The organism is Chitinimonas prasina (genome assembly GCF_030160395.1).
Classification (GTDB): Bacteria; Pseudomonadota; Gammaproteobacteria; order Burkholderiales; family Chitinimonadaceae; genus Chitinimonas; species Chitinimonas prasina.
In genome coordinates, this window is sequence record NZ_BSOG01000007.1 from 208,835 (window position 1) to 232,972 (window position 24,138).

Below are 24,138 nucleotides of genomic sequence, written 5' to 3' on the forward strand. Positions count from 1 at the left end.
AGGGCTTGGAGCAGGGGCGGGGCTTGACTTGTCGGGCCAGCTTTTTGACACTTCAGGCCATGATCAAGCTGGAAATCGAACGTGCAAACCCGCCGCTGCCGGTATCCGGCCATGTGCCTGGCACCTATGTGCGGCTGCTGTTCGACTATCTGGCCGCGCAGGGGCAGGACGTTGGCCACGTGCTGGGCGAGGCTGCCGCACCACCGGGGCCGGATGGCACTGTGGCAGCCGCCCACTGGCGCCGGCTGCTGACCCAGGCCGCGCTGCATCTGGGCGACCCGGCCTTGGGCCTGCGCCTGGGGGCAACCATTACCCCGGCCCACCTGGGGCCACTGGGTTATGTGCTGCAGTTATCGGGTTCATCCGCCACGGCGCTGGAACGTTATCTGCGCTATCAGCGGCTGGTGCATGACGTTAGCCCGGTGCGGCACTTCCCGGCAGAAGGTGCCGTGGTGCTGGAGTGGGGCGACGATGCCCGCGCCATCGGGCTGCTGGCCAACCAGTGTGGGCTGGCAGCCCTGGTCCATTTCGCCCGCTGCATCACCGGCCAGCCATTGCGCCCCCTGGTGGTGCACTTCGTGGAGGCCGCGCCGGCCGATATGCGCCCCTATGCCGAGCTGTTTGGCTGCCCGGTGCTGTTCGGCCAGACGGCCGCCCGCATCCACCTGCCGGCCGACGTGCTGGCTATGCCCTTGCGCCAGCCCGACCCCGCGCTGGCAGCCATGCTGGAGCAGCAGGTTGCCGCGCTATTCGCCGCCATGCCGGCCCGGGAGGCGCTGCTGCAGTCGGTGCGGGGCTTTATCTCGCAGCACCTGATACAGGGCGAGCCCGCGCTGCAGGCCTGCGCCGAGGCGCTGAACCTGTCGGACCGTACCCTGCGTCGGCGTTTGCAAGCGCTGGGCTGGAGCTACCGCGCACTGCTGGAGGATAGCCGCCGCTGCCTGGCTGAAAACTACCTGCGCGACCGTCGCCTGGCCCTGCCCGAGGTGGCGCTGCTACTGGGCTACTCGGAACAGAGCGCCTTCAATCGGGCATTCAGACGCTGGACGGGTATGTCGCCCAGGCGGTGGCGTTTGGCCCATGCCTGAGGGGCACCGGGCGCGAGACCGCGCCGGCGAATGGCGGCAGGGGACGGTTTAATCAGAGAGCCTATTGGTTCAGGTGGTGCAGGCGTTTAGCGCCAGGGTTGCCCTGGCGCCTGTGCTGTCGGAAACACCCTTCTATACCTCGGATCCATACAAGCGCTGAGGGCCATTCAAAATGTGGGTGAGCGCCGGTTAAGCTCCCTCCACGCACCGTGCAACGTGGACTTTCGTCGCTGCGGACACTGACCATCCTTGCTGATAACTCGTGATCACCCAGCTGCTTGTTATGCGCGACCTACTGGTTATCTGATCAGCAATCAATTGTCTGTTTCTCGGCCAAAGCAGTCATGGAATAGGTTGTTAGATTACGTCCGTTGCCAACTACTAAGCGGCAGTCGGCACTCCGATCTTTCAGCCTTAGACATTTACCGCACATACGTTGCGCTTAGCGACTGGGTCGTGTCAACTCAGCGGCAGCCTGAAAAAGTCGATCGGCGATATTCTTCAGGGCAGTTCTGTTTTCTGCCGACGCCCCTGCATTGGTGAATATCGCCACGCCGCTGCGCGTAGCCGGGGCCAGGTAGACAGCGGTAAATACGCCCGGGTCGCCCCCCCAGTGGTTGGGCCGCACCTGTCCAGCCAACGGGGATGCCATCCAGCCAAGACCCTGGCCGCTGAGCCATTCAGGTAGACCGGCCGGCGCGCGCATATCCAGCATTTGCGCCATGGTGGCGGTACCCAAAAGTTCGACATCGCCTGCCCGGCCACCATTTGCCGAGGCGGCGACGAACTTCATGAAATCACTGATCGACGAGCGCAACATGCCGGCTGGCCAATCCGGAAAGCCTACAGGCTTCACAGGCGTAAGTGCGCCGTCTACACGGTCATACGGAACAGCGCTGTGTAACTGAGGCGTGTTTTTGACTGTCCAGCTTGTGTGCTCCATGTCGAGCGGCGTAAAAATGTCCCTGCGTGTTTGTTCGCGCATATCCACCCCCCCGATACGCCCGGCAAGATGTCCAAGTAGGCCGAAGCCGACGTTGCAATAGTCCCATGCAGCGCCTGGACGCGCAGCTGAAAAACATCCCGTTTTTGAATAATGGCCCCCCCCGGGCACGAGATATTGTTTGAGGAAGTCGGTCAAGGACAGGTCGGCATCGCGATCGTTCTCACGGAAGTCGATCTCATAATACCGAGCGTCGGAAATACTTGATGTGTGCGTCAGCAACTGTCGGAACGTGATTGCCATGTCGGGAAATCGCGGATTCACGACGGGAAAGTCCAGATGGTGCGATATGGGCTCATCTAGTGCGAGTTTTCCTCTTTCTGCCAAACGCATAATCATGGTCGCTGTGACAATCTTGGTCACCGAGGCAATGTGGAACATGGTGCTAGCGGTCACAGCCCTGCGCTTCGCGATATCGGCTATGCCGTAGCCTTCCGCAAACTGCACAACGCCGTCACGAGCGTAACCGGCAGCCAAGCCTGGAATGTTCGCCTTGCGCATTTCGTTTTGAATGAACGACTCCAGATCCAGGGATGGCGGCAGGAGATTGCCTGCCGATGTAACACTTGGCAGCAGCAGCGTTGACAACCCCGCGCCGAGGAACGTACGCCGCGAAATCTGGCATGTCGGAGTGGGATCAAGGAATCTCATGTCTTCGTTCTCTCCTGGGTAGACGTGCTAGTATTCGTAGGCGCCTACGCAAATGTCAACCCGAAAGAGTCCTGCTCATGAACCAGCAAGATTACTCACGCGCTGCCGGAGGGGCGGCTATCGGCGCCAGGCTAAGGCGCTTGTCGGAAAACCTCGATGCCGATTCGGTGCGGGTGTACGCAGCCTTGGGGATTTCGTTCGAGCAACGCTGGTTTGGCGTCCTGAATCAATTGGTCATCAAAGGCTCTGCCACTGTGGGTGAACTGGCGACGACGCTGAGGATCACTCATGTATCTGTGAGCCAGACACGGCAGTCGCTTGAAAAAGCCGGAATGGTGACGTCAGAGTTCGATCCCGTTGACGCCCGCAAGAAGAAGATCATGCTCACCGCCGCAGGCAAGAAACTGGTCGCCGAGCTGCAGCCGATATGGGCGGCATTTGATCAAGCGGCCCTTGAGTTGAATGCCGAGGCGGGCGATGTCGTGGCATCGCTGAACAAACTCGACGATGCCCTAGACCGCCAATCCATCTTTGATCGCATCATGAACTGTGTCGGCAAGCAGTGAGGCTGAGCCTGACTTGCTATCGTTGTATGACTACCCAGCGATGGCACTTGTCAGGGAAACATGAACCGAGGTATCCGAAGTGAGCTAACGTACCGGCAAGAAGCGCCATAAATGCCCAAAAACCATAAACTTAGATAAATTTTCGGAGGGCGTTGGCGCGCATTGATAATTGACCCACGTTCAATCCACCCGCTTAGATTTTCGGCAGGAGAGCGGCCATGTCCGAAGTTTCGTGTAAAGCGGTTTTCGTCAGTTTGCATAACTGAAAGGCCGTTTTGGCTGAGATTCGGCCCTTATCACTGGTCATGACTGCCATCACATTGATCAAGTCCGAACTGCGCCATGTTCACAAGCACCAGCAAGGGGAGCCATGAGAGATCAGATTCCTCACCTCGCGGCGGCGCGGACGGGGGGACTCAATTAAGGGAGAGCCTATTAATTAGTTCAGGCTGCGTGGACGCCCAGCGCCAGGGTTACCCTGGCGCCTGCGCTGTCAGAAAAAACCATCAATGCCTTGAGTCCATACAGGCTCTCAAGGCCAGGCGGTCTCCAGCGATTTGTACTTGCCGCTCTTGCGTATTGCTTCCATGCCCTGGTTGAACTTTTCCACGAACTTGGCGCTGTCCGGGTGCTTCTTGGAGAAGGCGATATACAGGCCCGGCTCGGCGGTCATGCCCACGGCCTTGAATTTGCCGGTGAATTCGGCCTTGTTCTTGCTGAAGATGGCATTGGCTACCTTCTCGTAAGCCACCATGTACTGCACCCGCTTGGCCAGCAACTTGCGGAACCCCTGCTCATCCTGGTTGCTGACGCTGCGCTTGATCTTGGTATTGCGATCAAAGTCGTCGCCGTACTCATAGTTGTTGGTGACCGCCACATCCTTGCCTTCCAGGCTCTTGGGCGTCAGCCCGCTTTCGCTACTGTCGGCCGGGGCGTAGATATTGATGCGGGCATTGAACATGGGCTTGGCGTGCCACAGGTAGTCGTTCTCCAGCAGGCTGTTACGGGCGGCATTGAAGCAGCCCACCAACTTGCCTTCCTTGGCTTCGCTCATGCAGCGTGCGTAGGGCACCAAGGCGAACTTCACTTCCACCCCCGCCGCCTTGAAAGCTTCGCGAACCACATCAACAGCAAAGCCCTTGGCGTCGTTGCCCACCTTGGAACAATACGGCGCCCAATCGTCTTCGGCACCTATGGTCACGGTTTCGGCCCATGCAGCAGCGCTGCATGCCATGACGGCACTCAGGATAAACAGTTTCATCATTCGCCCTTTTCATAGTTGAGTAGGCACGACTAGCGGCACTATGCCGCTGTCGATGCTCTGTCTTCTACTAAGGGTCTTAGCTTATCGGGACAGGAATACCATCCCCTTACGACGAACAGCTTACCGAGAGTTGCTTGGCCCAGTCCGGCGGCAGGCTGGCATAGGCCTCGAAGGCGGGCTGCTCGTCAAACGGTTGCGCCAGCAGTTGCTGCAGGCGGGTGATTTCGCTGTCGTCTCCTGCCTGGGCCTGCCGTATGGCTTGCTCGGCCAGATGGTTGCGCAGCACATACTTGGGGTTGGTGGCCAGCATGGCGGTGTGGCGTGCCGCATCCACGCTGGCCTCGCGTGCCAGCCTGGTTTTGTAATCTTGTGCCCAGCCGTCAAATGCCTCGCGGTCCAGCACCATGTCGCGCACAGCGGGGTTGAGCGCGTCCGGGCTGCTGTCGAAGCGGCTGAGTTGCCGCCAGAACAGGGTCCAGTCGCTGCGGCTGGCCTGCATCAGGTCGAACAGCCGCACCAGCAGGCTCCAGTCATCGTCTTCCTGGGTGGCGAGGCCCAGTTTGCGGCTGAAGCGGTGGGTCAGCTCGGTTTCGAACAGCGGCTGGTACTGCTTGAGAGCGGCGATGGCCTCATCGCGGTCCAGCAAGGGTAGCAAGGCCTGGGCCAAACAGTGCAGGTTCCAGAGGCCGATCTCGGGCTGGGCGCCATAGGCGTAACGGCCGCTGTGATCGGAATGGTTGCAGATATGGCCGGCGTCAAAACCGTCCAGAAAACCGAAGGGGCCATAGTCTATGGTCAGGCCCAGCAGCGACATATTGTCCGAGTTCATCACGCCGTGACAGAAGCCGACGGCTTGCCAATCGGCAATCAGGGCGGCGGTGCGGCGGATGACCTCCTCCAGCATGGCCTGGGCCGGCCGCGCGGCCTCGCTGCAGTGGGGAAAATAGCGGCGGACAGCGTAGTCCACCAACTGGCTCAGCTGGGGCTGTTGATCGCGGTAGAAGAAGTGTTCGAAATGGCCAAAACGCAGGAAGCTGGGCGCCACCCGGGTCACGACGGCAGCGGTTTCAGGCGTCTCGCGCCAGACCGTCTCGGGTGACGCTACCAGGGCCAGCGCACGGGTGGTTGGTATGCCCAGGCCGTGCATGGCCTCGGAGCAGAGGTACTCGCGTATGCTGGAACGCAGCACTGCCCGACCATCGCCCATGCGTGAATAGGGTGTGAGCCCGGCCCCCTTGAGTTGTACTTCCTGGCCACCTGCCTCGCCCAGCAGCAGGGCGCGGCCATCACCCAATTGGCCGGCCCAGACACCAAACTGGTGGCCGGAATAGACCGTGGCCATGGCGGCGCTATCGGCAGCGGGCAGGTTGCCGGCCAGCATGGCGGCGGCATCAGGCCAGTCACCCGCGTGGGCAGGCAGTCCCAGTTCGGCAGCCAGGCTGGCGTTGTAGGCGGCCAGCCGGGGCTGAGGCAGGGGCGTGGCGGTGACTTCGCTGTAGAAGTCCGGCCCCAGCCCGCGAAAACCGGCTTGATCAAGCGTGATGGTAGGCATGGTGATTCCAGAGGGACAGGCGATGATTCTACCCCGGCAGGCCGCATATCGTAGCTGGCTGGCGCAGAGAGGGGCGGGTGGTCTAAGGTCAAGGCAGCATCGCCTGCCGTCGCGATGCCCTTCTTTGTTCTTCGGAGACCACCATGATGCTACGCCGCAGCCTTCTGTGCGCCACCCTGACAGGCTTTGCCGCCTTGCAGGTGCAGGCGCTGACCTTCACGACTGAAGACTATCCGCCGTTCAATATGTACGAAGAAAAGAAGGTGGTCGGGATCTCCACCGAGATGCTGCAGGAGGCGTTGAAGCGTGCGGGGATGACGGCCAATTTCGAGCTGCTGCCATGGGAGCGTGCGCTCAATATGGCCAAGACCAAGGCCGATACCTGTGTCTATTCGGCGGTACGTACACCGGAGAGGGAGAAGCTGTTCAAGTGGGTGGGGCCGTTGACGGCCGACCAGATCACGCTGTTTGCGGCCAGTAAGAGCAACATCACACTGGCAAGTATCAACGACGCCAAGAAGTACAAGGTGGGCGCCTATAACGGTGACGCCTATGGCGACTATGTGGAGAAGCAGGGGGTGAAGCTGGAGCGGGTGGTGACGGATACCCAGAACCTGCCCAAGCTGACTTCGGGCCGCATAGATCTGTGGGTGGCGGGTGCCAACAGTGGCCCGTACAAGGCAGCACGCGAAGGCTTGAAGGGCGCGATCAAGCCGGTGCTGGCGGTGGGTGATCCCAAGGACAGCCAGATGTACCTGGCGTGTAATCCAGGCGTACCGGATGACACGGTGAAGAAGCTCAACGACGCGATCCAGTCCATTGCCAAGGATGGCACGGCCGGCAAGCTGGGTACCAAATACAAATAGCCGCGCAGGCGGCGCCCGCTTGGTCGGGCGCCTGTCAGTGTGGGAGCAGCAGCATGCGTTGCCTGCCCTTGTTCTGCCTGTTGCTGGCCATGCCAGGAGCCAACGCGCTGGTGTTGCTGACCGAGGACTATCCACCATTCAACATGTTGGAAGATGGACGAGTCAGCGGCATCTCAACCCAGATACTGCGGGAGGCGGTGAACCGGGCCGGTTTGTCCGCCCAGTTCGATCTGCTGCCCTGGGCGCGGTCGCTGGCCCTGGCTGCCAGCCGTAGTGATACCTGTGTCTATTCCGCCGTGCGCAGCGCCAAGCGAGAGTCGCAGTTCAAATGGATTGGGCCGCTGGTGGACGACAAGATAGCCCTGTTCGCGCTTACCGGCAGCGCCATACGGCTCGATAGCGTGGCGGATGCCAAACAGTACAAGGTGGGCGGCTATCTGGCCGATGCCTATGGCGATTACGTGGAGCGCCAGGGCGTGACACTGGACAGGGCCCCAGCCGATAGGCACAACCTGCCCAAGTTGATGAGCGGGCGTATAGACCTGTGGGTGGCTGGGGTGATCAGCGGGGCGTACAAGGCCAATCGCGAGGGCTATCAGGGCGAGGTGCGGGTGGTGATCACCATGGGCAACCCTGGTGACACCCAGATGTGGCTGGCTTGCAACCCAGGCATGTCGGATGCCTTGTTCCAGAAACTGGATAACGCCGTGCAATCGGTGCTGCAGGACGGCACCGCCGCCGGTTTTGCCGCGCGCTATCGCTGAGCCTGCCACTCCTCTCGCAGCAGGCCGAATACCAGGTCATCCACCCATTGCCCCTTGAGCCACAGGCTACGTTTGAAGTGGCCTTCCTGGCGCATGCCCACGCGGCGCAGCAGGCGGGCCGAGGCATGGTTGTCCGGGTCGCAGGCGGCATGCACGCGATGCAGGCCCTGCTGGGTGAATAGCCAATCGAACAAGGCCCTGAAGGCTTCGCTGGCGTAGCCACAGCCCTGGTGTTTGGGCGCCAGGGTGATGCCCAGCTCTGCCTGCTGGCCATCGCCCGACAGGCACACGGCGCAATCGCCCAACAGGGTGTCGTCCAGGCGGCTGGCGATGGCAATCTGCCGCCAGGCGCGCGGCATCAGCGGTAGGCTGGCGTCGCATTCTCGGAACAGTGATTGCGCTTCGTCCAGCGAGTAGGGCAGGGCAAAGCTCTGCCAGTGTGCCACCTCGGGCTCATTGCGGTAGGCCATGAAGCTGGCCATGTCGCGTTCTGTCAGCGGCCTCAGGCGCAGGCGTTCGGTCAGGATATCCATGTGGCAATTATCATGGAAATACCCCGTGCTGCGTGGTTAAAATCGCCCCCATGAGCCAGGAAAAAGCCCCCGTCACCGCCGCCATTCGTGCCTTGCGCCAGCACAAGGTGGCTTATACCGAACACCTTTACGACTATGTGGAAAAAGGTGGCACGGCCGAGTCATCGCGCCAGCTGGGCGTGCCCGAGCACGCAGTGATCAAGACCCTGGTGATGGAAGACGAGGCCAGGAAGCCCCTGATCGTGCTGATGCATGGCGATTGCGAGACGTCCACCCGCAATCTGGCGCGGCAGACGGGTCGCAAGCATATCGAGCCCTGTAGTGCCGAGGTGGCCAATCGCCACACCGGTTACCTGGTGGGCGGCACCTCGCCGCTGGGTACGCGCAAGGCCATGCCGGTGTATGTCGAGAAGACCATCATGGCGCTGGATCGCATCTATCTCAACGGCGGCAAGCGGGGTTTCCTGGTAGGGCTGGATCCCAAGTCCCTGCTGCCCCTGCTGCAGGCCGAACTGGTGGAAGTGGCCAATCCGCATGAGTAGGCGGTGCTGCCGGTGCATCTGCTAAACTGCGCAGATTCAATCGCTTGCTAGGTAGCTTGGACAGCCTGTTCCATCAGCCCCGGCAAGCTGCACGACCCCGACACAGCAAAGGTTACCGCCATGCATCAAGCCGTCATCACCGGCACCGGTCTCTATACGCCGCCGCAAGTCATCAGCAACGAAGAGCTGGTGGCCAGCTTCAATGAATATGTACGCCTGCAGAACACGGCCAACGCCGAGCGCATCGCCGCTGGCGAAATGGACCCCATGGCAGAGAGCTCGGTGGAGTTCATCGAAAAGGCCTCGGGCATCAAGCAACGCCACGTGGTGGATAAGGCCGGCATCCTGGACCCCGAGCGGATGTGCCCGCAGATTGCCCCGCGCGGCAATGAGGAACTGTCGGTCATGGCCGAGATGGCTGTGGCCGCCGCGCGCGAGGCCTTGGCTAGGGCAGGCAGGACGGCTGCCGACATTGATGGCGTGATCTGTGCCGCCAGCAATATGCAGCGGGCCTACCCGGCCATGTCGGTCGAGATACAGCAGGCATTGGGCATACAGGGCTGGGCCTTTGATATGAACGTGGCCTGCTCCAGCGCCACCTTTGGGTTGGAACAGGCGGCCAATGCCATCCGTACCGGCAGCGCCCGTGCAGTGCTGATGCTCAACCCGGAAATCTGCTCGGCTCACCTGGAATGGCGTGACCGTGATTGCCATTTCATTTTTGGCGATGTCTGTACCGCGGTGGTGGTGGAACGTGCTGAGCTGGCCCAGGTAAAGGGCTACGAGATACTGGGTACACGCCTGGCCACGGTGTTCTCCAACAATATCCGCAACAATGCCGGCTTCCTGAATCGGGCCGAGGACAAAACGGGCGACCTGCGCGACAAGCTGTTCGTGCAGGAGGGCCGCAAGGTCTTCAAGGAAGTCTGCCCCATGGTGGCCGAGCATATCGCCAGCCACCTGGGCCAATTGGGGCTGGCGCCGGTAGCGGTGCGCCGCTTTTGGCTGCATCAGGCCAATCTCAGCATGAACCTGTTGATTGCCAAACGGCTGCTGGAGCGCGACCCCACGGCCGAGGAAGCGCCGGTGATTCTGGATCGCTATGCCAATACCTCCAGCGCCGGTTCGATTATTGCCTTCCATCTGCATGGCGATCTGCCACCGGGCGAGGTGGGAGTGATATCGAGCTTCGGAGCCGGATATTCGGTCGGAAGCGTTGTAGTAAGGAAGCAATAGGTACAACAGCGGGCTCGCCCCGCTGTTTTCACGTTTACGGCTGTGTTACCGTCTCGCGCCATGCGGAATCGCCGCATTGCCGGGTTGCTGCTTAGGGAAAACCCTAGGGAGTCTCTGGATAAATCTCTCGTAAGGTGTGCCGGGGATTTATCCAGGGGCTTCCCGACCCGGTCTGCAAAACTCACCCACGAGGATGAACTACATGAAGCGTCTTACCGTGTTGTCGTTCGCACTTGCCGCCACCTTTGCCGCCACTGCCGGCCAGGCGGCCGTACTCAAGTACTGTTCTGAAGGAAGCCCCGAGGGTTTCGACCCCGGTCAGTTCACGGCCGGCACCACGTTTGATGCCACTGCACAGGCCATCTACAACCGTCTGGTGCAGTTCGAGCGTGGCGGCACCAAGGTTGTCCCCGCCCTGGCTGAATCCTGGACTATCAGCCCCGATGGCCTGCAGTACACCTTCAAGCTGCGCCGTGGCGTGAAGGTACACACCACCGAATACTTCAAGCCGACGCGCGATTTCAACGCTGACGATGTCGTCTTTACCTACGAGCGCATGATCAGCAAGGAACACCCGTTCCGTAAGGCCTATCCAACCGAGTTCCCCTACGCCACCGACATGGGTCTGGACGAGAACATCGCCAAGGTAGAGAAGCTGGACGACCTGACCGTCAAGTTCACCCTGAAGAAGGTGGATGCCCCCTTCCTGCAGAATATCGCCATGGACTTCGCCTCGGTGCTGTCGGCTGAATACGCCAACCAGCTGCTGAAGGAAGGCAAGCCCACCCAGATCAACACCCTGCCCATCGGCACCGGTCCCTTCGTCTTCAAGAGCTACCAGAAAGACGCTGTGATCCGTTACACGGCCAACAAGCAGTACTGGAACAAGGCAGACGTTAAGCTCGATGGCCTGATCTTCGCCATCACCACCGACGGTGCCGTGCGTGCGCAGAAGCTGAAGGCCGGTGAATGCGACCTGATGGCGCATCCCAAGCCGGCCGACCTGGCTGGCCTGAAGGCGGACCCCAAGCTGAAGCTGATGAACCAGGCTGGTTTCAATGTGGGCTATCTCAGCTACAACGTTGAGCACAAGCCGCTCGACAACGTGGTGGTGCGCCGTGCACTGGATATGGCCATCAACAAGAAGGCCATCATCGACGCGGTGTATCAGGGCGCGGGCCAGGTTGCCAGCAACCCCATGCCACCTACCCAATGGTCCTACAACAAGAACCTGAAGGACGTTGCCTACAATCCTGAAATGGCCAAGGCCATGCTGGCCAAGGCCGGTGTTAAGGATCTGAGCGTCACCCTGTGGGCCATGCCAGTGCAGCGCCCCTACAACCCCAACGGCAAGCTGATGGCCGAAATGATCCAGGCTGATTGGGCCAAGATCGGCGTCAAGGGCGTGATCACCAGCTACGAGTGGGGTGAGTACCTCAAGCGCGCCAAGAACGGCGAGCACGACACCCTGCTGGTCGGCTGGACCGGCGACAATGGTGATCCGGACAACTGGCTGGGCACGCTGCTCTCCTGTGACGCCGTGGGTGGCAACAACTACTCCCGCTGGTGCTACAAGGAGTTCAACGATGCTGTGGTTAAGGCCAAGCAGGTGAACGACCAGAAGGAACGCACCAAGCTGTATGAGAAGGCCCAGGAAATCTTCAAGCGCGAAGTGCCTTGGACTACCGTTGCCCACTCTACCGTGTATGTGCCGATGAACAAGAAGGTTGAAGGCTTCAAGGTTAGCCCCTTCGGCAATTTCGCCTTCTACGGCGTGTCGATCAAGTAAGCCTGCCTCGGCAATCGGGAAAGGACGGGTACGCCCGTCCTTTTTTGCGTAAGACGATGATTACCTGCTGCATACGCATGCACCACGGAGCAAATACGATGAAACTGATCAAATACACGGCTATTGCCCTGGCCCTGGCAACAAGCGCCCAGGCCAAGACCCTGGTCTATTGTTCCGAAGCCTCGCCCGAAGGCTTCGATGGCGGCATGTTTACCGCTGCCGCAACCCATGATGCCTCCACCGAGGCCATCTATAACCGCCTGACTGAGTTCGAAAAAGGCGGCACCAAGGTCGTACCCGCCTTGGCCGAGAAGTGGGAAGCCAGCAAGGACGGCCTGGAGTACACCTTCCATCTGCGCCGTGGCGTGAAGTTCCATACCACCGAGTGGTTCAAGCCTAGCCGTGATTTCAATGCCGATGACGTGCTGTGGACCTTCCAGCGCATGATCGACGACAAGCACCCCGGCGCCAAGGCCAGCCTGCAGGGCTGGCCCTATGCCGCCGATATGGGCTTCCCCACCTTGATCAAGAAGATCGAGAAGCTCGATCCCTACAAGGTCAAGTTCACCCTGAGCAAGCCCGAAGCGCCCTTTGTGGCAAACCTGGCCATGGGTTTTGCCGATATCGTGTCGGCCGAGTACGCCATGCAGCTGGACAAGGCTGGCCGCCCCGGCGATATCAACCTCAAGCCCATTGGCACTGGCCCCTATGTTTTCAAGCGTTACGAGAAGGGCTCGCAGATACGCTACGACGCTAACCCGACCTTCTGGCGCGGCAAGCCCGGCAGCGACAAGCTGATCTTCGCCATCACCGAAGACGGTGCCGTGCGCACCCAGAAGCTCAAGCGTGGCGAGTGCAACTTCATGGTCTACCCCAAGCCGGCCGATATCCCAGGCCTGAAGGCCGACCCCAAGCTGACCGTGCTGCAAACCTCGGCACTGCTGCTGACCTATGTGGCCTTCAATGCCCAGAAGCCCCAGCTCAAGGACAAGCGCGTTCGCCAGGCACTGGCACTGGCATTGGACAAGAACGCCATGATCAAGGCCGTGTGGGAAGGCAACGCCTCGCCCGCCCACCTGCCGCTGCCTTCACGCATGTGGGGCTACAACAAGGCTATCCCTGCCTACAAGACCGATATCGAAAAGGCCAAGAAGCTGCTGAAGGAAGCCGGCTACCCCAATGGCTTCGACATCAATATCCTGGTGCGTAACGGCAGCAGTGGTTCCAACCCCAACCCCAAGCTGGCCGCCGAAATGCTGCAGGCCGACTGGAAAAAGCTGGGCGTCAACGTCAAGGTGACGGTGATGGAGTGGGTAGAACTGCAAAAGCGCACCAAGGCCGGTGAGCACGATGTCACCATCTACGGCTGGGCAGGCGACAACGGCGACCCCGATAACTTCCTGACCCCCAACCTGAGCTGCTCTGCCGCCGAATCGGGCGAGAACCGCTCGCGCTGGTGCAACAAGGAATTCGACAAGCTGATCGACCAGGCCAAGCGGGTAACCGATCTGAAGGAGCGCACCAAGCTGTACGAAGCCGCCCAGAAGATCTTTATCGAAGAAATGCCCTGGGCCACCTTGGTGGAGCCGCTGACGACCGTGGCCTTCCAGAAGAACGTCGTGGGTTTCAAGCCCAGCCCGTTCACCAATAACAACTTCGAAAACGTTTCCGTCAAGTAGACTTGGGTCTACCACGGCAGATCACGCGGCGGCCAGTGGCCGCCGTTTTTTATGGGAGCCCGCGCCATGCAAGCCCGTATCAGCTTCATCACCCTGGGGGTACGCGACCTTGAGCGGGCCCGCCGCTTCTATTGCGAGGTCATGGGCTGGCCGCTCTCGCCCAAGAGCCAGGCCGGTGTGGCTTTCTTCCAGCTCAATGGCTTTGTGCTGGCCTTGCTCCCCGCCGATGCCCTGGCACATGACGCCGGGCTGGCAGGCGAGGGCGGTCATGCCCGGATTGCCCTGGCGCACAACGTGGCGACGCGGGACGAAGTCGATAGCCTGCTGCTGGAGCTGGCCAGCAGAGGCGCCACGATCACCAAGCCCGCCGACGATACCTTCTGGGGCGGCCGTAATGGCTATTTCAGCGACCCCGACGGCTATCTGTGGGAGGTGGCGTGGAACCCCGGAGGTTACCTGGATGTGGAGGGGGATTTCTGGTTTGAGGCACCCGCGGGCAAGATAGCCCGTAGCCACGACATCGCCGCCGATAAAGCTGGTCATGCCGCCGCGTAGCCAATTACGTAGCCGTAGATTGCCGGTCGATTTGGATGTGACAGCAAATCAGGCCACTTATGACTGGTGGCCCAGTGAGTACTTATTCTTCCAGGTCGCGGCGGCTAAACAGGACTTCCCAGGTGGTGCCGTCAAACAGCGCCGCCCCATCAGGGCCGGCGGTCAGCATCCACTTCTTGTCCGGGGAGATATCAATGGCGCCGGAGACTAGTTGGACGTTGGCGGGGATGTCTGCTCGGGCCAGTTCCTGGCCCTGCAGCACCCACAGGCCGTAGTCAGAACCGCACCAGAGCTTGCCCCCGAACCAAGCGATGTCCTTCCACGGTACGCTGTAGTTGCTATCGGCAAGCTTGGTCCATTGGTTGCCTTTGCCCACATAGAGCGAGCCCATATTGCCGCCGATATAGACCTTGCCGTCGTCGGCACAGCAAACGTTGTACAGCCGTTCGTTGGATGGAAAGCTGCATTGAGTCCAGCGTTGGCCGTCGTAGTGCCAGACATCGCCAGCACCGCCAACAGCATAGATGTCTGATTCACTAAAGCCGGCAGCGCTTTTCCAGACATAGTCGCCCATGGTGACATCGCCATTGGCGTAGGCGGGGGGGATGGGTAGATCCTTGGTGAGGTCTTCCCATTGGCTCACACCTAGGCGCTTATGCATGCGACGCGGGCCGCCGACTGTGTAAGCATGCTGTCCAATCCGAACGACCTGAGTAACCGTGGCTCCCGGCTCTGTGCCTTTCAGTTGTGTCGGATGGCGCTCTTCTTCGTCGCTACGCGGGGGGTTGTAGCCGTAGGTTTGTCCAACTATATCGACCGCAACAAATTCGGATTCTGGTGAGGATGTGTACGCAACACGGGCGAAGTCGAAATAGGGGAATTGCATACGATAGAAGCGCTTGTCCATCGGGCGTTCCATGCGAGCAACAACAATCCTCAACTCTGGCAGAGGGTCGCGGTGAGGGCTGTCAGTCTTTTCGTAGGCCAGGAAAACATACCTGTCTTCATAGCCATATGCGCAGTCATATATTGAGAAGCCATTGAAGAAGCGGTCCCAGCGCTCTTTGTCAGCAATTGACATTTAGGATTACCTTTCTGGAAGTTGTAATTTTCTTGCAGATCGCCGTCAGATGTTTTGGGGCCGCCATGGCTTTGTTGCACAACGCAGCTGAAGATTGAGCCTCCCCAAACCCCAGACGGATTCATGCCACACTCACCGTCTGCGGCGTGCCCAGTTGGGTAATACGGTTCAGCAGTGCGGCGCGAATCTGCAACTCCGCCACCTGCCTCTCGAAGGTGCGCGCTTTTACCCGTTCACCCAGCAACTTGAAGCAGCGCATTTTGGCTTCGACCAAACTCCGACGGTGGTAACCACTCCAGCGTTTCCAGATCGCCGGCCCCAGCCGACGCATCGCGCGCAATGTTTCGTTGCGCACTGCGGCGCCAGCTTGATTGGCTTTCCAAGGCCGGCCGTTCTTGCGTACAGGGATGACCGCCTCGGCGCCCCGCTCGGCAATCGCGCGATGGCAATCCTTGGTGTCGTAAGCGCCATCGGTACACACGCTGGCAATGCCCTCTTCAGCCAGAATCTGCCCCAGCAAGTCCGGCAGCACCGGTGCGTCGCTGCCCGTGACTTCAATGGCGCGGATATCCAGTGTTTCGGCGTCAATGCCTAGATGCACCTTGCGCCACTGCCTGCGGTATTCTGCGCCATATTTCTTGCGCTTCCACTCGCCTTCGCCGAGAAACTAAATACCGGTGCTGTCGATCAGCAAATGCAGCCCAGCCGTGCTGCGCCGGGCCGGAATCTGCACCGTTAGCGTCTGCTGGCGCCGGCTCAGCGTGCTGTAGTTCGGCACGCGCCAGTCTAGCCCAGCTAGTTTGATCAGCCCTTCTACCAAGCCAATGGCCTGCCGCCATGCTAGGTCGAACAGCACCTTGATCGACAGGCAGAACTGGATGGAGGCGTCGGAGAAGGTGTGCTGACGACCGGGCTTTCCACAGGCCGGCGCATACCATTGCATGGCTGGATCGAGCCAGATCAACAGTGATCCCCGGGCCTTGAGGGCGGAGTTGTAGTCGCGCCAGTTGGTGGTCTTGTACTGGGCGGGAGCGGGTTGGGTCATGGCCGTAGTTTATCGACTGGGCTCAGGTGCGAGGAGTTGTGCAACAAAGCCTCGTCAAGCTGCTTGAAGCAACGATCCTGTACCACATGGTGCCGCATTTGGCTGTTTGGATTGTTCTTCTTGTGAGGACATACGCAGCGACGGCCGCCGTCCTGATGGCGGCCTGGCACGTTTACGTTGTCCCAGTCACTGCGGCTTGTTTTTGGGCCTTGCTGTGCTTCCACCTTACCTGACGGTATTGCAGGCTGCGTTGCGCCTCCGCTGTCGCCACGGTACTTTGCGCACGAAGGCAATTAGGCGGGGGTTATACTCCGCTACTCAACAAGGTCGCACTATAGCCTTTGCATCGTAAAAACAGGGCGGCGTGGCGACGCTGTAGCTGGGTGGCCTCCGGATCCGCGAATACGATCTGTGCCCTCTCAGATGTAAGTGTCTGGCCGCCCAGTATGGGGAGTTGCTCTGCGCCAAACGTAGCATGGGACACATAAGTACTCATGGCTGGGCGCAGCTTGAGCGGGTCGGGCCATAAAAGCCCGCTGTCAGGATCTTGCTTGCGGTGTACAGGGATTGCAGGGTCGGAGGCTGGATCGGGATAGTTACCGGCCTCGTCTGGTTCCCATAGGTCTTCTGCACTGGGTGTGTCCTGCCACAAGGCCGCATGTTGCATGTTGCCGCCAATCGGGTGGCCAGTCAGGTGGGCTAGTACGTCGGCGGCCAGCCGAGCCAGGTTGCTGGCCGGTTCGAGCAGGGCGCTACGTAGCGCGTCGGGTTGGGTATGGGCGTCCACCAGATCAAGCAGATAGGGTACCCACCGGAGATCCCCGGTGTAGCGTATTGCATCCAATGCACAGCGCTGATGGGTGGGTAGACCTAGCGCGTTGCTGAGTGTTCGGAACATCGTGTCGGGCGGGAGCAGTTGCGCCAGCACGGCTAGCGCATGTCTGCTCCTTGGCTGTTCAGGGTGCTCTGACGCCCACTTGCCCAGCAAGGGAGCACCATCGACATAGCCTAGCAGGCAGCGAGATATGGCAGCCCAATAGCGACAATCGGCATCAGCCTCCTGCAGTGGATCCATGGCTGGCACCAGGGTTTCGCCAAGCTTGGTACGACCTAGCTCACCCACGCAGCGCATGGCATGGGCACGCACAAGTGGATGGGTATCCTGCAGCCAAGCGGTCAGCACGGTATCGCTGAGGCTTTCATGTTTTGCAGCGGCGGCAAGGGTGATGTAGCGTTGAATGGGGTCGGCAGATTGTTGCCAGAGATTGGACAGAAGGTTGATTGCTGGCAAGCCCAACCAACTAGCTGCCAGTGCCAGCCCCTTAGCTACTTCCCTCTCGCCCGTTTCTGCAAACTGATTCGTGGCTAATTGCGCCATCGCATCGAGTAGTGCCTGTGTCGGCGCACTTGCAGCCAAGGCGGTCTCCAAAGCCAGTACGCCGCTTACAAAGGCTTCATCCGCAGTACGCCATTTTTGGGTGCGCGAGAAGGTGGCTTGCCAGCCTGCACCATTAGATGGGGTGCAGGCCTGGCACTCCTGCTGTGCAACCCGCAAGCCTTCCAGGTTGGCTTCCACCAAATGGCTAAATCGTTTCAGTGTGGCGATATCCTGCTGAGCGCTGAACTGTCCCTCCTGGCAGCGCGCCCAATAAAAGGCGGCATCCTCGGCGTGGCGTGCAACAAGATGTTTCACTACGGACATTACAATCAACTTTCTGAGTTCAGGCTAGCTAGATGTAGCTGGTCAATGGATCAAGGGGGCACCTCAAAAGGTTTGCTCCCGTGCCGCTATCGATACCTAATCGATGGCAGTCCAGGCCGCCTGTGGCTGACGGCCTGCAAGTACTTAGTCTTCAAGGTCGTGGCGGCTGAACAGGACTTCCCAGTTGGTGCCATCAAATAAGGCCGCCCCATCACGGCCGGCCGTCAGCATCCACTTGCTGTCGGGGGAGATATCAATGGCGCCAGAGACGAGTTGGACGTTGGCGGGGATATTTGCACGTACCAGTTCCTTGTCTTGCAGGACCCAAAGGCCGTAATCTGAACCACACCAGAGCTTGCCCGCAAACCAGGCGATGTCTTTCCAAGGCACGCTGAAATTGCTGTCGCTGAGCTTGGTCCATTGATTGCCTTTCCCGACGTAGAGGGAGCCCATATTGCCACCGATATAGACGTTGCCGTCGTCAGCGCAGCAGACGTTGTAGAGCCTTTCGTTGGATGGAAAGCTGCATTGCGTCCAGTGCTTGCCATCGTAGTGCCAGACATCACCAGCACCGCCCACGGTATAGATGTCGGATTCGCTAAAACCGGCAGCGCTCTTCCAGACATAGTCGCCCATAGTGACATCGCCGTTGGCATAGGCAAGCGGAATGGGGAGGTCTTGAGTCATGTTTTCCCATTGATTCATGCCTAGGCGCTTGTGCATGCGACGCGGTCCGCCGACAGTGTAGGCATGCTGTCCGATGCGAACGATTTGCGTGACGGTGGCACGTAGCTCGGTTCCTGCCAAGCCGATTGGGTGCGGTGCTTCCTCGCGCGTACCAAGGGCATTGAATGAGTAAATCAAGCCGCCGAGATCAGCTGCGACGATTTCTGTTTGATCACCTTTGTAAAAGGCCATGCGTGCAAAATCAAAATTGCCAAACTCATCGTAAGAAAAGCGCTCAGCCATGTCTTTTTTAAGACTGACTGACAGGACACGCATCCGCGGCCAAGGGTCACGGTGTGGAGTCTCCTGAATTTCGTACCCTAGCAACCAGAAACGGGTAGCGGTGCTGATTGCACAGTCGTAGAACGAGAAGCCTGAACCGAATCTTTCCCAAGTTTTTGCGTCGAACATAATTAACCATCCATGTCTGTGTTTACTGTACCGTCGCCGGTTTTCGGTCCGCCATTTGGCATGCCGTCATGTGGGACAACCTTGGCATCCTTTAGCTTCTCTGGGCAGGGTTTGTTTCCGCCGCAGGTATACATCTTGCAATAGGCTTCATCCAATTGCGCTTCCAGACAGTCGGCATCGCAACCGTAGGCGACGCTAATTTCCTTGGCAAGCAGGCTCCGGGCTTTGGTGTAATCCATAGTCGGACTGCTCTTGAACGGTGCAAGCAACGTTGAGGTCGCGCTGTGGACTAGACCGTGCGAGCCGCTGGTATTGTCGGTGCCTTCCAGGCAGATGGTCGGGGCTGGGCCTTCCTTGTATTTGTCCCAGCACTTTGCATTTGCCTTGTGATCACGCGGCATATCGCTGGCAGTGAGTTTGGACTTATCTTTCTTGCCACCGTAGGATTTCTTCCAGGTCTCGAACGCCTTCGCCTGTTCTTGCTTATCAGCACTGCGGAACATGGCATCAGGCAAAAGGTGGTGGCCAGTTTGACCTGGGCAGCAGCCCTTGCCTAGCCAGCCATTATCTTTATCTGCCTTATTGTAGGGAACTAAGGCACATTTACGGGCACGCAAGCAAGGGTTGGCCGCGCCATAGGCACCCTGAACGGCTGCCATGACTTCACGCTCAGCTTTGTTCTTCTCATCGGCGCTCATGGTGCCGTATTTCTTGAGCTTATCTTCGTAATCCTTGAATGCTTTGGTAACGTTGTCTGACTCTTTTTTGAGGTTGTCGACGGTTTTCTTTAGGTCAGCCAATTCATCCTTCATGGTGCTGACCGTTGTGGCAATCTCATATCCCGTTGCTGCAACATCTACTGCGGTCAGTACCCAGCCGACTACAGGTATCCAACCCGTCAGGCCGCGCCTTACAGCCATCTTTGTCAGCTTCTTTGCCGCGAACTCGGCGATCTCCTTTTCCATCTTGGCGATCACATCGTTCTTGAGCTGATCTGAAGCCTTCTTCATCAGGCTACCCAAGTCCCCAAAATCCTTCTTCCAGTCCTCAAAATTGTCGCCGGGATGGACCATAAGCGGACCGCAATGATCCATGACCCAATTACCGGCCTTATCGACCTTCCCTTGCTTGTCCTTAGGTACACCCTTGCCACGCTTGGCCCTGTCCTTGTGATCGTCAGGCGCGCAACGCTTGGCGATCTGTTCGTAGTCTTTTTTGCATGGGTTAGAAGGGTCGGCATTGGACATGTAATGCATGGGAGGGGTATTGGCCGGGCTGTTGTGGTTGTGCGTCACCATGTCCAGATGGCGGGTAACGGCCAAGCCTTCGACAAATACGTTGGGACTCCAGCCTATGAAGCGGCATTTGCCCTGGACGCTGGTTGAGACGACACCGCGCTTGAGCCCCTGGGTAGCGGCTTCATCACCGTAACTGGTGGCAAAGTAACTCTTGTCCTCCATGCAGACTTCCATACCCTTGATGGCTACTGTCTTGGAGCCCTTGGTAATGTCACTGGCTTTGCAGCTATTCATGTAGGGCACGGGCACGCCGGGCATGGGGGCGCCGGGCGAGAAGCAGGTATCCGTGGCGAGATTCGACGAACCCGATGCACTTTTGGCACAGATCTCGTTGTTGTTGGCGAAGACGTTGTGGGACATGACGGCGGATTCTCGATTCTGTGGCTCAGGCAGCGGTCACGACTACAGCAGCTCGGGGCGTATGCGCACTACTGAGGTGGACGAGCGTGTGGGGGCCGGTGGCCCATTGCTTGCGCACCTGGTCAAGGGTGACGACGAGGGTGAGTGGTCCCATGGCGGCACCGATGTGGCCGACGCGGTTCATTAGGGTGAAAAATCCGTAGCCCTCCGGTGAGCGCTGCCGTAGTAGCCGGGTCCAGGCGAAGCTGGCTTCTTCAAAGAAGTAGCTTTCGGCTGTGGCGTCAGAGAGCCGGGTGTGCATGTCGTGGGCTCCGAGGCCGGCTTCGTCTAGCGCTTGCCGGATGGCGGCCGCCAGGCCTTGGCCTCGGCTGGGTTTTTGCTCGAGCAGGGTTTCGGTCTCTTGGGCTATACCAAGGCCGCGCACGACTAGGTTGCCGCTGGGGGCTGTGATATTGCTGCGCTCGCCAATAATGAATAGGCTGGCACATGCTTCACCGGGGATGAAACCGTCGCTATTGTTCTGGGCAAGGAGTCGGCGCTGTTGGAGGCCTGCGAGGATGTCGCTGGTGTTGAGCAGGCTATCCAGGCCGACAATCAAGACCGCGTGAACGCCACTTTGATTCGGGTCGGCCAGGAGCTCGCGGCTGTATTTAAGTGCTACAGCGAGCCCAGGGGTTCCGATCTGCGTGATGCGGCTGGCGTCGTGGAAGTGCTCGCCGAGCGTGGCCTGACAGGCATCAAAGACTTCACGCAGGCTTTCGGCAGTGATGCCTGGCCGGCTGCTTTCGGGGCCGACTAGTAGCAGAGCCGTCTGGGCGGCGTTGAAGCCTTGTACCTGCTGCAGGCATTCGCGCACGGCGCGTACGAACATAGCGGCGAGCTTATCTGGCCCACCTTGTACGGCATCCTCGTCGCTGCCAAGCAGGGCGTGCGCAGGCACTGTGGCGCCGAGCAGCGGAGCTCCTTGTCCGTCGACGAAGTGCGTTTCGCGAAAGTTATTGAGGCAGGCGCGAATGGCGGCGCAGGTACTGGCGGCGCTCAAGCCCAGTGGCGTGACAGCGCCGCTGGCGATAATAGTCAGCTTTGTATGGTTACTCATGCATGCTCGCTGCGGGGTGTGCTGTCATCGGGTATGGAGTCGTCCTCCTCCAGTGCTTCGGTGACGGGAGCCAGGTCCTTGTCGTCTGTTTCGATACCGTGGCAGCCACAGTCTTCCGCACCGTAGACGCGGCTCTTCCACCAGCGTTTGCAGACGTTGCCGGCGGCCAGCGTGTGGATTTCTTGCAGATTGCGCTTGAGCGGATGGCAGGCACGCCAGACGACTTCGAGCACCATGGCATCGGTATCGAAGATCAGGGTGTCGACGACGGTGTGGAGCGGGATGGGCCGACGCTCGCGCGTCAGTGCGACCATGGGCAGGCGTAGACGTGGCAAGGTAATGACCTTGAGGCCGCCACCAAGCGTCAGGTTGAGCAGTGCTATCTGCTCACCACCGGTTGGATAAGGCATTTGCTGGTCCGGTGGCGCGCTCTGATAGAAGCGCTCGTCGAAATCCTTGGGCAGGAGAGGGAAGACCTCCTCCTGCCACCGTTGATCATAGGTGCCGGCGTAGCGTAGCCGGGGGGGGCAGTTGCGGGCAATCGGGCCTAGCGACACAGCCTTGTAACGTCCGTCGGGCGCACTGATCTCCTCGTCCATGGCTTCGAGGTTGGGTGCGTAGGTGTCAGCCAAGAGACCTTGGAATGCGCCTTTGGCATAACCGCGGCCGACGAGATTGTCGGGGTAGCTTAGGTAATCGTCCGGGGAGGAGGAGCCAATTTGCTCAGGTGTATACATGCCACCGAAAGCATTACCGTAAGTGATTGGGAGTTGAACGAACGGCTCCGGTGAGCCCGGTGTCCAGTAGCTGCCTAGCTTGCGTTGCCAGGGGCGGTTGCCGACGACGCGTAATACCTTGTGGATAGGACCGATGCGTAGACCGGCTTCAAGTATCTTGACAGGCTTGCCTTCGGGTGAGTGGGCAGCACCTTTGAACAGTACATCGCAAGCGGCTTTGCGAAAGGTGTAGTCAGATTCGAACAAAGGGGCACTCAGACCGGGCTCTCCTTCGTGCACGTCACTCATGCGCAGTGGGCGTTGTTTGGCGGCGAGGGTCAGCTTTCCGTCGGCGTCGGGTTCGAGCTGCCAAGTGCTTTTGGCCACGGCTACGAGCCATGGGCGGCCGTCTTTATCGAGTACCTGGTCGACGCTCAGGGCGTAGCGGGTGCCGTTGATCAGGTCCATATCGGTTATCCCGTCAGTTGATCTGCACGGCAGCGCCCTTGATGCGCTGGGTGCCGGTGGAGTGATTCGAGATATAGTCACCGCGTAGCAGAATCTGGCCGTCTGCAGTAAGGGTGACGCTGGCGCGACCGCAGGCGAGGGTGATGGATTCTTTGGCTTCAATGCTGACGTGTTGGCCATCGACGATGACATCATGCAGGGTCGTGGTCGCGGGCTCCGCTTTCCAGATTAAGCCAAGCACGAGTGCTTGGCTGTCGCCGTGCAGTGTGATTGCTGCCGTGCGACCGATATCTGCAGCTTGCAGTGGGACCAAGCTGGCTGCGGTGATAGGCTGAGCACCAGGGAGCGAGAGTGTGGCTTGGCTACCATCAAATGCGATCAGCGTGGCGAGCATGACGCTGCCTTGCGGTGGGGCGAGCGTAGCAGCTGGCCGTTGCAGTAGGGAGTCTAAGGGGGTACCCGATGTGGATTGGCCAGTGCACTGGGCGGTGTGGGGCACGGACATGCCTGTCTCCTTAACCATTCTGCTTGATGTTCTTGCCATGCATGACAATATCGGCCTTGGCTTCGACTTGTATTTCGGCACTGGCCATGACATTGATGTCCTTGCCATTGATTGTGATGGTACCGTCCCCTTTCATGGTCATGACGCTCTTGCCGACTTTAAGGGTGATGGTGTCTTCGTCCATATGGATCGAGCTTGCACCGGCAACGGTGAGATCGTATGCATCACCTACCGTAATCGCCTTGGTCAATCCCACCTGTTCCTTCTGCCAGGCCGCCACCACCGTATTCATGAACGCCCCCACATTCAGGCTGTAGGCCGCCCCCACGTTCGTCATCTTCGCCAGGCCCACGTTCTCCATCGACGCCAATGCCACCGTCTCGGTCTTGGCCTTGCCCACCGTGATGCTCAGGTTGTCGCCGATATCGTCGGTCTTGTTGCTGCCTATGCTGATCGTTTCGTTGTCGCCCACCGTCACGCTGCGGTTTTCACCGATGCTGATGGTCTCGTTCTTGCCCACATCCTCCGTGCGGTTGTCGCCTATCGAGATCTTCTCGTTGTGGTCCACCCGCTCGGTGCGGTCGTTGTGCACCGTGATGGTCTCGTTGTTGTCCACCGTCTCGGTACGGTCATGCTTCA

General features: G+C 59.5%; 21 protein-coding genes and 1 pseudogene. 9 read left to right on the plus strand and 13 right to left on the minus strand.

The annotated features are described in order from the left end of the window. Positions 1–59 precede the first annotated feature (59 nt). Positions 60–1,088 carry an AraC family transcriptional regulator gene (locus QQK16_RS20340; RefSeq protein WP_284198325.1) on the plus strand — a complete coding sequence of 343 codons (1,029 nt, stop codon included), beginning with the start codon at positions 60–62 and terminating at the stop codon, positions 1,086–1,088. 442 nt (positions 1,089–1,530) lie between these two features. On the opposite strand, the gene QQK16_RS20345 is transcribed toward QQK16_RS20340, so the two are convergent. Then, complete coding sequence (locus tag QQK16_RS20345) at positions 1,531–2,742, minus strand: serine hydrolase domain-containing protein (RefSeq protein WP_284198326.1); 1,212 nt, start codon at positions 2,740–2,742, stop codon at positions 1,531–1,533. A gap of 77 nt (positions 2,743–2,819) precedes the next feature. Between QQK16_RS20345 and QQK16_RS20350 the strand changes: the two genes are divergently transcribed. Further along, a complete protein-coding gene (locus QQK16_RS20350) occupies positions 2,820–3,308 on the plus strand; it encodes a MarR family winged helix-turn-helix transcriptional regulator (RefSeq protein ID WP_284198327.1) in 489 nt (162 codons plus the stop codon). A gap of 532 nt (positions 3,309–3,840) precedes the next feature. Here the strand turns inward: QQK16_RS20350 and QQK16_RS20355 are convergent. Then, the gene (locus QQK16_RS20355; RefSeq protein ID WP_284198328.1) at positions 3,841–4,572 is read right to left on the minus strand and encodes a substrate-binding periplasmic protein; all 732 of its coding nucleotides are present in this window, start codon (positions 4,570–4,572) and stop codon (positions 3,841–3,843) included. Positions 4,573–4,678: 106 nt separating this feature from the next. Then, on the minus strand, positions 4,679–6,124 hold the full coding sequence (locus QQK16_RS20360; RefSeq protein WP_284198329.1) for a protein adenylyltransferase SelO: 1,446 nt from the start codon (positions 6,122–6,124) through the stop codon (positions 4,679–4,681). A 143-nt stretch (positions 6,125–6,267) separates the two neighbouring features. On the opposite strand from QQK16_RS20360, the gene QQK16_RS20365 reads away from it, so the two are divergent. Further along, positions 6,268–6,990 (plus strand): substrate-binding periplasmic protein, encoded by a 723-nt coding sequence (locus tag QQK16_RS20365; RefSeq protein ID WP_284198330.1) that lies wholly within the window; start codon positions 6,268–6,270, stop codon positions 6,988–6,990. A 53-nt stretch (positions 6,991–7,043) separates the two neighbouring features. After that, entirely contained in the window at positions 7,044–7,754 is a 711-nt protein-coding gene (locus QQK16_RS20370; protein ID WP_284198331.1) for a substrate-binding periplasmic protein, read from the plus strand. On the opposite strand, the gene QQK16_RS20375 is transcribed toward QQK16_RS20370, so the two are convergent. Further along, entirely contained in the window at positions 7,745–8,287 is a 543-nt protein-coding gene (locus QQK16_RS20375) for a GNAT family N-acetyltransferase (RefSeq protein ID WP_284198332.1), read from the minus strand. The genes QQK16_RS20370 and QQK16_RS20375 overlap by 10 nt on opposite strands. A gap of 50 nt (positions 8,288–8,337) precedes the next feature. On the opposite strand from QQK16_RS20375, the gene ybaK reads away from it, so the two are divergent. The 5 genes from ybaK (at position 8,338) to QQK16_RS20400 (ending at position 14,088) form a co-directional block, all read left to right on the plus strand. Beyond that, a complete protein-coding gene (gene ybaK, locus QQK16_RS20380) occupies positions 8,338–8,829 on the plus strand; it encodes a Cys-tRNA(Pro) deacylase (RefSeq protein ID WP_284198333.1) in 492 nt (163 codons plus the stop codon). A gap of 120 nt (positions 8,830–8,949) precedes the next feature. Further along, a complete protein-coding gene (locus tag QQK16_RS20385; RefSeq protein WP_284198334.1) occupies positions 8,950–10,065 on the plus strand; it encodes a beta-ketoacyl-ACP synthase III in 1,116 nt (371 codons plus the stop codon). Between the two features lie 193 nt (positions 10,066–10,258). Then, positions 10,259–11,854, plus strand: a complete 1,596-nt coding sequence (locus QQK16_RS20390; RefSeq protein WP_439954245.1) for an ABC transporter substrate-binding protein — start codon at positions 10,259–10,261, stop codon at positions 11,852–11,854. A 98-nt stretch (positions 11,855–11,952) separates the two neighbouring features. Beyond that, positions 11,953–13,533: an ABC transporter substrate-binding protein gene (locus QQK16_RS20395; protein WP_284198336.1), complete on the plus strand. Its 1,581-nt coding sequence runs from the start codon at positions 11,953–11,955 to the stop codon at positions 13,531–13,533. 66 nt (positions 13,534–13,599) lie between these two features. Beyond that, a complete protein-coding gene (locus tag QQK16_RS20400) occupies positions 13,600–14,088 on the plus strand; it encodes a VOC family protein (RefSeq protein WP_308447093.1) in 489 nt (162 codons plus the stop codon). Positions 14,089–14,170: 82 nt separating this feature from the next. Here the strand turns inward: QQK16_RS20400 and QQK16_RS20405 are convergent, their stop codons facing one another. The 9 genes and pseudogenes from QQK16_RS20405 to QQK16_RS20445 form a co-directional block, all read right to left on the minus strand. Beyond that, entirely contained in the window at positions 14,171–15,169 is a 999-nt protein-coding gene (locus QQK16_RS20405; protein ID WP_284198337.1) for a hypothetical protein, read from the minus strand. 121 nt (positions 15,170–15,290) lie between these two features. Continuing rightward, positions 15,291–16,214 (minus strand): annotated as a pseudogene (locus QQK16_RS20410) (IS5 family transposase). 304 nt (positions 16,215–16,518) lie between these two features. Then, a complete protein-coding gene (locus QQK16_RS20415; protein ID WP_284198338.1) occupies positions 16,519–17,916 on the minus strand; it encodes a hypothetical protein in 1,398 nt (465 codons plus the stop codon). Positions 17,917–18,060: 144 nt separating this feature from the next. Then, positions 18,061–19,053 (minus strand): hypothetical protein, encoded by a 993-nt coding sequence (locus QQK16_RS20420; RefSeq protein WP_284198339.1) that lies wholly within the window; start codon positions 19,051–19,053, stop codon positions 18,061–18,063. Between the two features lie 2 nt (positions 19,054–19,055). Further along, positions 19,056–20,711 (minus strand): PAAR-like domain-containing protein, encoded by a 1,656-nt coding sequence (locus tag QQK16_RS20425; protein WP_284198340.1) that lies wholly within the window; start codon positions 20,709–20,711, stop codon positions 19,056–19,058. A gap of 25 nt (positions 20,712–20,736) precedes the next feature. Then, a complete protein-coding gene (locus QQK16_RS20430) occupies positions 20,737–21,810 on the minus strand; it encodes a hypothetical protein (RefSeq protein WP_284198341.1) in 1,074 nt (357 codons plus the stop codon). Further along, positions 21,807–22,994: a DUF2169 family type VI secretion system accessory protein gene (locus QQK16_RS20435; protein WP_284198342.1), complete on the minus strand. Its 1,188-nt coding sequence runs from the start codon at positions 22,992–22,994 to the stop codon at positions 21,807–21,809. Before QQK16_RS20435 ends, QQK16_RS20430 begins: the two co-directional genes overlap by 4 nt. A 13-nt stretch (positions 22,995–23,007) precedes the next feature. After that, positions 23,008–23,388, minus strand: coding sequence for a hypothetical protein (locus QQK16_RS20440; RefSeq protein ID WP_284198343.1), 381 nt, complete (start codon positions 23,386–23,388; stop codon positions 23,008–23,010). Positions 23,389–23,509: 121 nt separating this feature from the next. Continuing rightward, a partial coding sequence (locus QQK16_RS20445) for a bacteriophage T4 gp5 trimerisation domain-containing protein (protein WP_439954246.1) occupies positions 23,510–24,138 on the minus strand: 629 nt, incomplete at its 5' end.